The 13,109-nt window shown below is 42.6% G+C and carries 14 protein-coding genes and 1 riboswitch; all 14 genes read left to right on the forward strand.

Annotation, left to right across the window (positions count from 1 at the left end; all coding sequences use genetic code 11):
* Window positions 1-8: 8 nt before the first annotated feature.
* Window positions 9-189: riboswitch (cobalamin riboswitch) on the forward strand.
* A 104-nt stretch (window positions 190-293) separates the two neighbouring features.
* The 14 genes from NST97_RS00665 to NST97_RS00730 all read left to right on the forward strand — a co-directional run bounded on the left by NST97_RS00665 (window position 294) and on the right by NST97_RS00730 (window position 12,943).
* A complete protein-coding gene (locus NST97_RS00665) occupies window positions 294-1,268 on the forward strand; it encodes an ABC transporter substrate-binding protein (protein ID WP_339195713.1) in 975 nt (324 codons plus the stop codon).
* Window positions 1,231-2,292 carry a FecCD family ABC transporter permease gene (locus tag NST97_RS00670; RefSeq protein WP_339194959.1) on the forward strand — a complete coding sequence of 354 codons (1,062 nt, stop codon included), beginning with the start codon at window positions 1,231-1,233 and terminating at the stop codon, window positions 2,290-2,292. The genes NST97_RS00665 and NST97_RS00670 overlap by 38 nt, the downstream gene beginning before the upstream one ends.
* A 1-nt stretch (window position 2,293) precedes the next feature.
* A complete protein-coding gene (locus NST97_RS00675) occupies window positions 2,294-3,757 on the forward strand; it encodes an adenosylcobinamide amidohydrolase (protein ID WP_063389405.1) in 1,464 nt (487 codons plus the stop codon).
* Window positions 3,754-4,737, forward strand: coding sequence for an adenosylcobinamide-phosphate synthase CbiB (gene cbiB / locus NST97_RS00680; RefSeq protein ID WP_339199523.1), 984 nt, complete (start codon window positions 3,754-3,756; stop codon window positions 4,735-4,737). The genes NST97_RS00675 and cbiB overlap by 4 nt, the downstream gene beginning before the upstream one ends.
* Window positions 4,697-5,776: a threonine-phosphate decarboxylase CobD gene (gene cobD, locus NST97_RS00685; RefSeq protein WP_339199526.1), complete on the forward strand. Its 1,080-nt coding sequence runs from the start codon at window positions 4,697-4,699 to the stop codon at window positions 5,774-5,776. The genes cbiB and cobD overlap by 41 nt, the downstream gene beginning before the upstream one ends.
* The gene (locus NST97_RS00690; protein WP_339199528.1) at window positions 5,770-6,339 is read left to right on the forward strand and encodes a bifunctional adenosylcobinamide kinase/adenosylcobinamide-phosphate guanylyltransferase; all 570 of its coding nucleotides are present in this window, start codon (window positions 5,770-5,772) and stop codon (window positions 6,337-6,339) included. Before cobD ends, NST97_RS00690 begins: the two co-directional genes overlap by 7 nt.
* Window positions 6,336-7,838, forward strand: coding sequence for a cobyric acid synthase (locus NST97_RS00695; RefSeq protein ID WP_341342798.1), 1,503 nt, complete (start codon window positions 6,336-6,338; stop codon window positions 7,836-7,838). Before NST97_RS00690 ends, NST97_RS00695 begins: the two co-directional genes overlap by 4 nt.
* A gap of 1 nt (window position 7,839) precedes the next feature.
* Window positions 7,840-8,637 (forward strand): adenosylcobinamide-GDP ribazoletransferase, encoded by a 798-nt coding sequence (cobS, locus tag NST97_RS00700; RefSeq protein ID WP_341342799.1) that lies wholly within the window; start codon window positions 7,840-7,842, stop codon window positions 8,635-8,637.
* A complete protein-coding gene (locus tag NST97_RS00705; protein WP_339194974.1) occupies window positions 8,595-9,218 on the forward strand; it encodes a histidine phosphatase family protein in 624 nt (207 codons plus the stop codon). Before cobS ends, NST97_RS00705 begins: the two co-directional genes overlap by 43 nt.
* Window positions 9,170-9,604 carry a bifunctional adenosylcobinamide kinase/adenosylcobinamide-phosphate guanylyltransferase gene (locus NST97_RS00710; RefSeq protein ID WP_311067123.1) on the forward strand — a complete coding sequence of 145 codons (435 nt, stop codon included), beginning with the start codon at window positions 9,170-9,172 and terminating at the stop codon, window positions 9,602-9,604. The genes NST97_RS00705 and NST97_RS00710 overlap by 49 nt, the downstream gene beginning before the upstream one ends.
* Before the next feature lie 73 nt (window positions 9,605-9,677).
* Window positions 9,678-10,187 (forward strand): ECF transporter S component, encoded by a 510-nt coding sequence (locus NST97_RS00715; RefSeq protein ID WP_311067124.1) that lies wholly within the window; start codon window positions 9,678-9,680, stop codon window positions 10,185-10,187.
* Window positions 10,153-10,872: an AIR synthase related protein gene (locus NST97_RS00720; RefSeq protein WP_063389397.1), complete on the forward strand. Its 720-nt coding sequence runs from the start codon at window positions 10,153-10,155 to the stop codon at window positions 10,870-10,872. Before NST97_RS00715 ends, NST97_RS00720 begins: the two co-directional genes overlap by 35 nt.
* A gap of 287 nt (window positions 10,873-11,159) precedes the next feature.
* On the forward strand, window positions 11,160-11,561 hold the full coding sequence (locus NST97_RS00725) for a MerR family transcriptional regulator (protein WP_340734413.1): 402 nt from the start codon (window positions 11,160-11,162) through the stop codon (window positions 11,559-11,561).
* An 86-nt stretch (window positions 11,562-11,647) separates the two neighbouring features.
* A complete protein-coding gene (locus tag NST97_RS00730) occupies window positions 11,648-12,943 on the forward strand; it encodes a hemolysin family protein (protein WP_311067126.1) in 1,296 nt (431 codons plus the stop codon).
* The last annotated feature ends 166 nt before the right edge of the window (window positions 12,944-13,109 follow it).

Raw genomic sequence — 13,109 nt, forward strand, 5'->3', positions numbered from 1 at the left:
CATAACATTATACCGAAAAGCAAACAGGTGCCGGCACATAGCTGCCAGCTTAAAAGGGAAGTTTGGTGAAAATCCAACGCGGTCCCGCCACTGTGAATGGGAGCAACCTGGGAAAACCACTGTTTCAACGGGAAGGTCCAGGAAGCGATGACCATGAGCCAGGAGACCTGCCTGTTTGAGCACACCTAAAACCCTACGCGGATAGGGAGGTGTTTGAAAACAATACATATGTACGTTTTCAGACATCTTCTTATCGAATTCAAGAAGATGTTTTTTATTGGAGGAGGAAAATGATGAAAAAATTATCTGCACTATTTTTAGCCTTATTACTTCTATTTGGAATTGCGGCTGGATGCGGCCAACAAAATACATCAGAGCCGTCTGAAAACAAAAGCAATCAAAAGACGGAAGAGACGGCTTCACAATTTCCGGTGAAGGTCAAGGACGGTTTAGGAAATGAGGTGACGGTAAGCGAAAAACCGGAGCGGATTGTTTCGCTAATTCCAAGCAATACTGAAATTGCCTATGCTTTAGGGTTGGGTGAACAAATTGTCGGTGTAAGTGATAATGACAACTATCCGGAAGATGTTCAAAACAAAGAAAAGGTTGGCGGGATGGAATTTAATGTTGAAAAAATTATTTCTTTAAAACCGGATCTTGTTTTAGCGCATGCTTCCAGCGCCCATAACTCGCAGGAAGGGCTGAAGCAGCTGAAAGATGCGGGAATAAATGTTTTTGTAGTCGAAGATGCCCAATCATTTGATAAAGTGTATGACTCCATCCAAACAATCGGCAAAATTACAGGGACAAGTGACAAAGCCGAAGATATTGTGGCTGAGATGAAAACGAAACTGGCGGATATTCAAGAAAAAGGAAAAACGATTCCGGATGATCAAAAAGTGTCTGTTTTTGTCGAAGTGAATCCCGCACCACAAATCTATACGACGGGAAAAGGAACGTTTATGGATGAAATGCTAACGATCATTGGAGCAAAAAATGCAGCGGGCGATCAAGAAGGCTGGCCGCAAATGACGGAAGAAGCCGTTGTAAAACTGAACCCAGACGTCATTGTGACGACATACGGCTATTACGTCGATAAAGCTGTTGACCAGGTGTTGGCACGCAAAGGATGGGAAAATGTATCAGCGGTGAAAAATAAACGGGTTTACGATGTACATTCCGACTTGGTGAGCCGCCCAGGCCCAAGATTGGTTGAAGGAGTAGAAGAACTTGCGAAAGCAATTTATCCGGATGTCTACAAAAAATAAACATGTGGTCGCCTATACGGCGACCGCTTGTTTTCTTATTTTTTCCGTCTTTTTAGGAATTTCTATCGGAACGTTTCACATCACGTTTAAGGATATTTTCCAAATAATTTTCAATCAACTGTTCTATACCGGTTTGGCGCCGGACATTGATGAAAGCATGAAAAGCATTGTGCTTGATATTCGACTTCCTCGTGTCGTTTTAGCCGGACTTGTCGGAGCCTCGCTTGCAATGGCGGGGGCTTGTTATCAAGGGCTTTTGCAAAACCCTTTGGCAGATCCTTATACGCTCGGTGTTTCATCAGGTTCTTCTTTAGGTGCTGTACTTGTTCTTTTTTTCGGCATTCAAATTCCTTTTTTCGGCTCATTCACTTTGCCGGTTGTCAGCATTTTTACGGGTTTTTTAACGATTTTGGCTGTGATTTTGTTCGCCAATTTCATTGAAAAAACGATGAGGATTGAAACGATTGTGCTGACCGGAATTATTTTAAGTTCCTTTTTAAGTGCTTTCATTTCATTAATGATTGCCCTGACAGGCGAAGAATTGCGACAAATTGTCAACTGGTTGTTAGGAAGCGTTGCGATGCGCGGCTGGGGATACGTATTGATGCTTTTGCCGTTTTTTTTAATCGGGTCCATTTTGATTTTTGTAAACGGAACAGAATTAAACGCTCTGTCCTTTGGCGAAGAAAAGGCGAAGCAGCTTGGGGTCCATGTAAAAAGGAGAAAGCTGTTTATTTTAGCATCATCCTCTTGTTTAGCCGGTGCGGCCGTTGCCATCAGCGGAACGATTGGGTTTGTCGGTCTTGTCATCCCGCATGTAAACAGGCTGCTTTGGGGAAGTGATTATCGCCATCTTCTCCCTCTGTCCGCCATTTTTGGCGCCGCTTTTTTAATTTTGGCGGATCTCGTTTCAAGAACGATCGTGTCGCCGACAGAACTTCCGATCGGTGTGATCACGGCTTTAATCGGCGCTCCCAGCTTTGCCTTTATTTTAATGAAACAAAGAATGGAAAGAAGAGGGTAACATGCTGCAAGTCAAGAACATTTCGGGAGGCTATCAAGAGCGAAAGATTATCGAAAACCTTTCCTTCTCAGTAAAAAAAGGGGAAATATTTGGCATTTTGGGGCCAAACGGGAGTGGAAAGACGACACTATTAAAAATGATCAGCGGGATTCTTCCGGTTAAAAGCGGCACGATCGAGCTTGCCGGCAAACCTCTTTCTGCTTATTCTCCGAAAAAATTGGCGCAAAACATCGCTTCATTGCCGCAAATCCCAACGCAAATGTTTGATTATACCGTTTGGGAGACAGTGGCGCTCGGCCGTTATCCTTTTCAAACGGGTTTCTTCAAGCGGTTGACGGGAGAAGATGAACAAATCATCCAAAAGACCATGGAGCAGACGAATATTTCCCACTTAAAAAATAAAGCGATCAATGAATTAAGCGGCGGGGAAAAACAGAGGGTTTTTTTAGCGCAGGCTCTTGCACAAAACCCCGTTTTGCTTTTATTAGATGAACCCACGAACCATCTTGATATTTCCCATCAAAAAATCATGCTTGATCAGTTGAAAAATTGGACACAATCAAATGGATTAACGGTTGTCTCAATTTTTCATGATTTGAATTTAGCAAGCCTTTATTGTGACAAACTGCTGTTATTAAAAGATGGAAAAGCGGTTGCCGTTGATAATCCATCTGTCGTGATGAACGAAAAAACGATTGAACAGGTGTATGGTGTTTCGATTGTCAAACAATCACATCCGGAGCTTGCCCGCCCGCAAATGCTGCTTATACCCGAACAGAAACAGGAAGAAACATATAAAGTGACAAAAAGGGACATTGTTCAGACGAAGGAACTCATCTATTTAAAAGCGGCATCGCCGCTCAAAACCCTTTCATCTGCCATTATTGGCGGAGGATTTGGCTGGCACAGCACTTTTGTCAACCGTCATGTCGATAAAAGCTACAATTGTCAAGACAGCCGTTCGGAAATGGCCGATTTTCTGCAGAAAAACGGGTTTGATCAACATGCAACAGTCGCCATGATGACCGCGGCTTGTTTGGAAGATGGGGTAGTCAGCGAGCTTGAAGCAGAAGGAGTCTCCGTTGTCATTGTTGTGACAGCAGGACTTTCCAATGCAGTGGATGCAGCAAATAGTATAAAACGGAATGGCATAGCTTCAGGGACGATCAATACATGGATTTTGATAAACGGACGGTTATCTGATCAAGCATTTATTGAAAGTGTGATGACGGCAACAGAAGCCAAAACGAAGGCGCTGGCTGATGAAAAAGTGTTGGATCCTGTCTCCAATACGATTGCAACAGGTACTTCCACAGACAGCATATTGGTGGCTGCCACGCAAAAGGGCATTTTTCATCAGCACGCTGGCACGATCACAACACTTGGAAGATTGGTCGGCAGGGGGGTATATGAGAGTACAATTCAAGCGATTCAGCTAAATAAAAAAAGAAGGGGAAGGACATGACAGAACATGTAATTGCGATCATGCTGGCGTTTGTAATCGATCAAGTCATCGGGGATCCGAAAAATGCCCCCCATCCCGTCCGCTTGTTTGGCTGGTCTATTGCGTTTTGCGAACGGCGCCTCAACAAAGGGCGCTTTAAGAAAGAAAAAGGTATGGCGATGATCATGCTGGTCGGTTTATTTTTTATGCTGGCCGCTTTTTCAATTGTGTCATTTTTCTCTAGGCTTCACCCAGCAGCGGGCATTTTTGCGGAAGCGGTGATCATTTCTTTTATGATAGCGGAAAAAAGTTTGCGGGAAGCAGCTTTGGCAGTTTATGAACCGCTTTGCCAAAAAAATCTCGTTTCGGCAAGAGAAAAGCTGTCATGGATTGTCGGCCGCGATACGGCAGATTTGCCAGAATCGGAAATCGTTCGGGGAACGGTGGAAACGGTAGCGGAAAATACGAGCGATGGCATTACCGCACCGCTTTTTTGGGCGCTGTTCGGCGGAGCTCCTTTTGCGGTTTTGTACAGGGTCGTCAATACTGCGGATTCGATGGTAGGCTATCAAAACGAGAAGTTCGCTGAATTCGGGTTTGCTTCCGCCAAGCTGGACGATTTGTTGAATTACCTTCCGAGCCGTCTGACAGCTTTCATCATGGTACTTGTCAATCATCCGGCAAAAGGGATTCAAAAGCGGGAATGCTTTTCCATTCTGAAAAGGGATGCGCGCAAACACCCCAGCCCCAACAGCGGATTTCTTGAAAGCGCCATGGCTGCTTTGCTGGGTGTATCATTAGGGGGAATCAACCGTTATCAAGGGAAAATTTCTAATCGCCCTAAATTGGGAGACGGGGTTTATTCGCTAGAAGCAAAACATATTCCGGAGGCCATTGATATTATGAAGAAAACAGACAGGTTTTTCTTGCTATTTTTCATGATCGGAGGTGTATGCTTCGATGCTGCCATCACATGGAGCCAATCCATCTTATCTTTATAAATCATTGAACATCCGGATGCCGGAAAACATCATCGATTTCAGCGTCAACATCAATCCTTTCGGCCCGCCTGAATGCATCCGCAAAAATTGGCATCGCTTTTTTTCATTTGTTTCCGATTATCCAGACCCTGATATAAGGGAATTGCGAGCGGTAATTGCCGGAAAGGAAAATGTTTCGCCTGAAAATATATTAATTGGAAACGGTGCCGCAGAACTTATTTTTATCATTGCAGCCGCCTTGCTGCAAAATGAAGACGTTTTGATCGTGGAACCGGCATTTTCAGAATACCGAAAAGCATGCGAACCGTTCTCAAAGAGGATTTCATCCTATGTTTTAAAAGAGGAAGAGAATTGGGAGTTGAACGTTGAGGAGCTAAAAACGGCTCTTTCCGGGAAAAAAGCGGTTTTCCTCTGCCACCCCAACAATCCGACAGGCAAAGTATTTAACCGGGAAGCATTATTGGAAATCATTCAAGATGCCAAAAAGAAGCATGCGTTTGTGGTTCTGGACGAAGCATTCTATGATTTCGCCTTGGAAAACGTATCAATTCTGAATTGTTTATCATCTTTTTCCAATGTGATCATTTTGCGTTCTTTGACCAAAATGTATGCCATTGCAGGTTTAAGACTCGGCTTTTTGTTTGCCGATGAGACGGTCATCCAGAGACTAAAAAAATTTCAGGTGCATTGGAGCGTCAACGCCATTGGACAGAGGGCGGGAATAGAAGCATTAAAGGACGAAGACTATGTTAAAAAAACAAAAAGAATGATCTCTCAAGAACGGAAGCGAATGTTTGAACATCTCCATGAACTTGGTTTTGTGGTGGCGGACAGCTCTGTCAATTTTTATTTGTTAAGAGAGCAGCCAAAAAAAGATATGCTGCCTTTGATCCGCTTTTTATTGGAAAGAGGTATAGTACCTAGACATACATACAATTTCAACGGGCTGTCCGGCAAATACATTCGTTTGGCGGTTAAGAGAAAAGAAGAAAACGACCGGCTTCTTTCAGCGCTTAAGGAGTGGAAGGACAAGTGTTAATCTTTGTGACCGGCGGGGTGAGAAGCGGGAAAAGTTCGTGGGCAGAACATTATTTGACGGCTAAAAAGAATCAGGCCAACCGCCTTGTTTATATTGCAACCTCTTTTCCATCAGACGAAGAAATGACAAAACGAATATTGCAACACCAGCTAAAAAGAGCCCAAGGCAAAGAAAAATGGCTGGCAATTGAACAGACAAATGATGTCGGCAAGTTATCGAAAAAACTGCAAAAAAATGATTTTGTGCTGCTAGACTGTTTAACAACGTTGTTGACGAACGAACTTTTTTTTCATGAACAACATGGTGAACGATGGCAGGCCGCTTCTTTTCGCCAATATGTGTTGGAAAAAATCATCCGTGATCTATCTGAGCTGCAAAAAAGCTGCGAGCTATTTTGCATCGTCTCCAATGAGGTCAACTGGGAATTTCCAGCGCGGTCAAATGCAGTGTTCCAATATGTTCGCCTTCTCGGCCATCTCCATCAACAAATCGTTGAACGTGCGGATTTGGTGGTCAGAATGGAATTCGGCATTCCAGTTGCTATGAAGGGAGAACTACAATGAAAGGGATCATGATTCAGGGAACGGCTTCTGATGTTGGCAAAAGTTTCATTGCAACGGCATTTTGTGCTATTTTTCACAAACTTGGCTACAAGGTTGCTCCGTTTAAATCACAAAATATGTCAAACAACTCATATGTCACATTGGATGGAAGGGAGATCGGCAGGGCTCAAGGAATTCAGGCAGAAGCCGCCGGCACGGCGGCCTCCGTCTATATGAACCCGATTTTATTGAAACCGAAAAGCGATTGCACTTCGGAAATCGTCTTGCTTGGCAAAAGCTATGAAACATTAGGCGGTCAAGCTTACCGCGAAAAATTTTATCTAAAAGGGCTGGAAGCGATTCAGCTTTCACTGGAAAAGCTGTCGGAACAATATGATTTTCTCGTGATGGAAGGGGCAGGAAGTCCTGTTGAAATCAACTTGAAAGACAGGGAACTTGTCAACATGAAAGTGGCCGAACTGGCCGACGTTCCGGTGATACTGGTGGCAGATATCGATCGGGGCGGCGTGTTTGCCAGCATTATCGGGACGCTTGAACTTTTTTCCGAAGAAGAACGTAGCCGGGTAAAGGGGATTATCATCAACAAATTCCGAGGAGATCTCAGCTTGTTTCAACCCGGTGTGCAATGGCTGGAGGAACGGACGGGCATCAAAGTATTAGGGGTGGTCCCTTATGTTTCAGGACATATGATCGAAGGCGAAGATTCTTTGTCGCTTGCCAAACGATTTGCCAACCAAAACAGGAGAGAAATTGACATTGCGGTGGTAAAGCTCCCCTATATATCCAATTATACGGACGTTGAGCCGTTTTTATTTGAAGAAGATGTTTCCATTCGACTTGTGTACGGCCCGGATGAATTCGGCGAACCGGATGCCCTCTTGATTCCGGGAACGAGAAGCACGATTCACGATCTGCAACAATTGAAAAATAGCGGCTTGGCTCAAAAGATTAAAGCATACAACGAAACGGGCGGAACGATCATCGGCATTTGCGGCGGTTATCAAATGCTTTCAAGATACTTGTATGATAAAGCCGGATCGGATACAGGGGTGAAAGGACGTTATGAAGAAGGATTCAACATCCTCCCAGTGGGCACAACCTTTTATCATGAGAAAAAAACGGTGCGGAACAAAGGAATTATTCATCCGCAATCAGGTTTTCCCCAGTTTTTCGTGGAAGGGTATGAAATTCATTTAGGCGTAACCGAACCGATTGTTCCGCAAGCAGTGCGGCCTTTTATCAAGCTTTCGGACGGGACGGATGGTGCGGTGATCGACTCTGGAAGGGTTATTGGCACATATTTCCACCATATTTTTTTCAATGACGAATTCCGCACGGAATGGCTCAACAGGATTCGAGAACGGAAAGGACTTGAAAAAAAGCAAGTAAAATGGTTGAAAAAGGAAAAAACAAAAAAGTATGAACAGATTGCCCGACATGTCCAAAACCATATTCATATGGATGATTTGCTCAACATCATTCAATCGTGGGGGGAATGAAATGAGAACGGCCAGACAAATAATGGAGGGTTTTTTTCTTGCGCTCCAGTTTTTCACAATCATTCCGGTTCAAAAGGAGTTTGCAATAGATGAGAAACGGATCAAATTCGCGGTGTTAAGTTTGCCGATGATCGGGTTTTTCATCGGTTTGACAGGCAGTTTGATCATCTATATGGCAAAATTTTGGACACCATTGTCCAATTGGGCTTGCGCTCTTTTTCTTTTATTCTATTTTGTGGCGATAACGGGCGGTATTCATCTTGACGGTTTTACAGATACAGCGGATGCCTATTTTTCTTATCGCGACAAGGAAAAAAGGCTGAAGATTATGGAAGATCCCAGAGTGGGAACATTTGGGGTGTTGGCGCTGCTGTTTTTGTCAGCTTTTCGCTTTTTGTTTATGGCGGAAATCATCGGCGCAATCGACAATTTTTGGTTTGCTGTGTTCATTCCGTTTTTTTCCCGTCTCATCGTTTGCGCCCTAATGATTGATGGTCCGGGAATGGCGAAACGGGAAGGGCTTGGGTACTTGTTTGCTAAAACGCTTGCCAAAAAAGATTTCGCCGTTCTGATCGGTTATTTGTTATGTTTTTTCATCGCCGTCCCCATGATCCCGGGTTTACCAGCCGTTTATCTTTTGATGGCCTTATCGTCTATTTTCCTTTATTTGTACGCCCGCCGGTTTTTCCTTCAATCGTTCGGCGGCTTAACAGGAGATTCCTTTGGAGCAGTGATTGAAGGGAGTGAGACAGTTTTATGGATGGTAACGTGGTTGTTACTCTTATACGTCATGGGTTGACAGAAGCAAATAGACAAAAACGCTATATCGGCTGGACGGATGAAGCACTGTGTGAAGAAGGAAAAAAAGCTTTGGAAAAAAGCCATTATCCAAAAGCTCCTGATCTGGTAATAGCAAGCGATTTGCAACGCGCCGCAGAAACGGCCGGCATCATTTACCCAAAACAAAAATTCGTTGCCTTAAAAGAACTCAGGGAAATGAATTTCGGCGATTGGGAACAGAAAACCTATTCCGAACTGAAAGGAGATGCCCGCTATCAAAGCTGGCTTCGCGATATGCTGCATCTTGAAGTGCCAAACGGAGAATCGTATCCAACCTTTTCAGAAAGGGTCAAAAGAGGCTGGGAAAAGACGGTCACCTATTTTTTTGATGAAACCATTTCCCACATTGCAATGATCACTCATGGCGGCGTCATTCGCGAGATCCTTTATCGGTATGGACCCGAAGGATCATCATATTGGCAATGGCGCTTGGATCATGGAGCGTATTGTTCATTGACAGGAAAGCGAACAGATGTAAGGAGGGGAAAGCGGTGCATGTTGTTGTCGGCGGAGCGTTCAACGGAAAAAGAAAATGGGTGAAAGAGCATTACCGGCTGCAATCCGGCGCTTGCAAATGGTTTTGCGGCTACGTAAAGAAAACCAAAGTGTCTGAAATTTATGAGACGGAGCATTTTCAAAAAATAACGGTCATTGAAGGAATTGAACAATATATTTTTCATCTGATCGATCAATCGTCGGACTGGCAAAAAAAGTGGGAAAAGATGATTTTCAACTGGCATGAGTGGGAAGTAAAAAAGAGAGGAACAGTCATTATTATTGCCAATGATATTACAAAAGGCGTTGTTCCAATTGACCCATTGGAACGCAAGTGGCGGGATGCATGCGGGAGCTGCCTCCAACAATTGATTGCGAAAGCAGGACGCGTTGATATCATTTGGTATGGAATCAGTGAAAGATTAAAATAAAAGTACGGTTAAACTTCTTTCATTCGTTATATTAATGGGAAGATTGCGCAATTAAAAAGAAAGAGGGAACAGAATGAAACAATATGCGTATTTGATAATGTTTATTGCACTTTCCGTTGTCGGAGCATTTATTAAAATCCCCGCGTATATTTCGAGTGTTGCCCTTGATTCATTTCCAGCCCTTGTGGCCGCTGTCGTATTAGGGCCGGTTGCGGGAGCAGTTGCGGCTTTCTTTGGTCATATCATGTCAAGCTATCTCGCTGGTTCTCCGTTAGGAGCGTTTCATGCAATGATTGCAGTCGAAATGTTTTTGCTCGTTTGGGCATTTGGGGTGATTTACAGAAAAAACAAATACGCAGCAGCCGTTTTCTTTTTTATCGCCAATGGTTTTTTAGCTGCCGTTCCTTTTTCCTTTCTGATCGGGAAAGGCTTTTATTTCGGGTTGCTGCCGGGATTGGTCATCGGTACAGCCATCAATTTAATGATTGGTCATATCGTAACCATAAAACTTGTTCCTATTTTAGAAAAACAAAAAGGGGTTCACCGCCATGAGAGACGTTATCATGATTCCGATATCAAATGATGAAGATCTTGTGATTGCCGCTGACAATTCCGGCGGTGTGGGACAAAAATTGTTCGATTACGTCAAAGTTGATTATGAAACGGTCGCTTATTATGGTTTAAGAGTAGCTTTATCCGAATGTTTAACAGTGGGGGCAAAGCCGCTTGCTATCGTCATGCAAAACCTCATCGGTGAAGAAGAATGGTCTCATTTGCAAAAAGGCTGTCAAACCCTTTTCTCGGAACTTAAGTGCGAACCGATTCCCATAACCGGAAGCACAGAAAGCAATTTCAAGATGGTTCAGTCCGCTTTTGCGATCATGGTCATCGGGAAGGTGAGAAGAGCAGACATCAAGGTTCGGAAAACGCCAAGCCATGCGAAATTTGCCTGCATCGGAAAACCGCTGTGCGGAGGCGAAGTAATCGAAAAAAAACATGAAATCGGGCCTCTGCCAATCATAAAAAAACTATTGGAATTGCCGTATGTATTTGAAATCGTTCCGATCGGCTCAAAAGGAGTTCAATATGAATGGAAAAAGCTTTGTGAAGAAAACAAGTTAGATTATTGCCAAATCACTTCAACAGAAATTGATATAACAAAATCGGCCGGACCTGCCACATGTTTTTTAATCTCGTTTCATCCAGACCGAACCGAAGACATTGCCAAAGCGGCAGGCGGGCATTTTTTCCAACTTAATACAAAATGAGGGTTCGAAAATCATGAGCCCAAACTATTAACTTGTTTCCTGTATTTTGCCAAAAGGAGAAAGTGACTTTCATTTTGCTAACCAATTTTTTTACAAAATGAAATTTATTTTTGAAACAGTTCCTAAATAGGCCTTGAACTAAAAATCAAACTGTGAAAGTAAGTTAGACATAAATGAAAAGTTTTTTGCTTGTTTTCCAAAACTAAAACGTTGACTGTACGGTTAATTTTTTGTAAATTAAAAATAATTCTATAAGCAGGGGTGAATGTATTGGGAAGTATTATAGAATTGGAGAGTTAGCCGAGAGAACGAACGTTTCAAAACGAACGATCGATTATTATACGAAGATCGGCTTATTGCACCCAAGGCGCTCTGATTCCAATTATCGCCTGTATGATGAAGAAGCGGTTGAAGCGATTGAATTGGTGAAGCGGTATAAAAAAATGAACTGTCCGCTTTATGAAATTAAAGATATCATTGATATGTTGCAATCAAAAACACTATCAAATCAAAGCTTGGAAATGCATGTCGACCATATTGCCCAACTTATGCAAAATCTTGAAAAAGAAATAAAAGACATGCAGCAATTGATGGATCATATGAACAGGGAACAGCGCACCATCATAATGGAAAAATTGTCTAAGCAAAGTGCCAATTTGGTGAAGGCGCTGCTGGCAACTTATTATTAATCATATTCCCTTTTAAGAAAATACTAAATAAAAGTAAGATTACAGGAGGTGTATTCCTTACTGTTTAGAAGCGGTAAGGGAGATATTTGGAAATTTTCAATTTGCTTATAGTGGCTTTTTTAATCGCCCTCTCAGGTTTTTTTGTGGCATCGGAATTCGCTATTGTCAAAGTCCGAACTTCAAGAATCGATCAGCTTATTTCGGAAGGAAATAAACAAGCGATTGCAGCCAAGAAGGTTATATCCAATTTAGACGAATATTTATCAGCTTGTCAGCTGGGAATTACGATTACATCTCTAGGATTGGGCTGGATTGGTGAATCTACGATTGAGCATTTATTGCACCCTGTGTTTGTTTATTTTCAGCTTCCAGCCTCGGTTACAACCATTTTATCTTTTGTAATCGCCTTTTCCGTTGTGACGTTTTTGCATGTTGTTGTCGGCGAATTGGCGCCGAAAACATTCGCCATACAAAAAGCGGAACATATCACGCTACTTTTTGCCCGTCCGCTCATTTTGTTCGACAAAGTCATGAAACCGTTTATTAAGATTTTAAACGGCGCTGCGAGGCTTTTGACGGGTTTGTTTGGCCTCAAGCCGGCACAAGAGCATGAAATTGCCCATTCGGAAGAAGAATTGCGCATTATTTTGTCTGAAAGCTATAAAAGCGGGGAAATCAACCAGTCGGAATATAAATATGTCAACAACATTTTTGAGTTTGACAACCGTATTGCAAAAGAAATCATGGTTCCAAGAACAGAAATTGTTGCTTTTGATAAAGACATGAAATTAAAAGACTGCATTGAGATTGTCATGGAGGAGCATTATACGCGCTATCCCGTATTTAACGGCGATAAAGATAATATGATCGGAATCGTAAACATGAAGGAGGTGCTCACCGACTATGTCAAAGGAATCCAAGGAGAAAAAACGGTGGGCGAATATGTGCGGCCAGTCATTCATGTCATTGAAACGATTCCGATCCATGACCTGTTGGTTAAGATGCAAATGGAACGCATTCATATGGCCATTTTAATTGACGAATACGGCGGGACGGCAGGTCTAGTGACAGTCGAAGATATTTTGGAAGAAATTGTCGGGGAAATTCGCGATGAATTCGATGCGGATGAAACTCCGCAAATTAAGAAAATTACTGATTCGAAAACGGTTGTCGATGGAAAAGTTTTGATAGAAGAAGTCAATGATATTTTTGGCCTCCAGATTAAAGAGTCCGATGTTGATACTATCGGCGGATGGATTTTAACCCAAAAGATGGATGCGAAAGTCGGAGATGAAATTGATTTTGACCAATATTCGTTTAAAATTTTAGACATGGACGGGTTTCATGTCAAAACGGTTGAAATTGCTGAAAGAGAATCATGAAATTAACGAAGATGTTACTAAAGATTTTCTTTTTTGAAGGACAATAAAAAAACAATAAGATCAATTTAAGATCCACCGCTATCATTGCGGCAGAGATTCTTTACTTTTCTTTTATATATAAAAGAAAATCTTGTTTTTGCAGAAGAGATTTTCAGAAACAAGCTCT

The organism is Aeribacillus sp. FSL K6-1305, from assembly GCF_038050115.1.
GTDB classification, from domain to species: Bacteria; Bacillota; Bacilli; order Bacillales; family Aeribacillaceae; genus Aeribacillus; species Aeribacillus composti.

Excerpts from the sequence above, each read along its gene's own strand:
- NST97_RS00665 (WP_339195713.1), top strand. The coding sequence starts at position 294 with ATGAAAAAATTATCTGCACTATTTTTAGCCTTATTACTTCTATTTGGA.
- NST97_RS00675 (WP_063389405.1), top strand. The coding sequence starts at position 2,294 with ATGCTGCAAGTCAAGAACATTTCGGGAGGCTATCAAGAGCGAAAGATT.
- cbiB (WP_339199523.1), top strand. The coding sequence starts at position 3,754 with ATGACAGAACATGTAATTGCGATCATGCTGGCGTTTGTAATCGATCAA.
- cobD (WP_339199526.1), top strand. The coding sequence starts at position 4,697 with ATGCTGCCATCACATGGAGCCAATCCATCTTATCTTTATAAATCATTG.
- NST97_RS00695 (WP_341342798.1), top strand. The coding sequence starts at position 6,336 with ATGAAAGGGATCATGATTCAGGGAACGGCTTCTGATGTTGGCAAAAGT.
- cobS (WP_341342799.1), top strand. The coding sequence starts at position 7,840 with ATGAGAACGGCCAGACAAATAATGGAGGGTTTTTTTCTTGCGCTCCAG.
- NST97_RS00705 (WP_339194974.1), top strand. The coding sequence starts at position 8,595 with ATGGATGGTAACGTGGTTGTTACTCTTATACGTCATGGGTTGACAGAA.
- NST97_RS00715 (WP_311067124.1), top strand. The coding sequence starts at position 9,678 with ATGAAACAATATGCGTATTTGATAATGTTTATTGCACTTTCCGTTGTC.
- NST97_RS00720 (WP_063389397.1), top strand. The coding sequence starts at position 10,153 with ATGAGAGACGTTATCATGATTCCGATATCAAATGATGAAGATCTTGTG.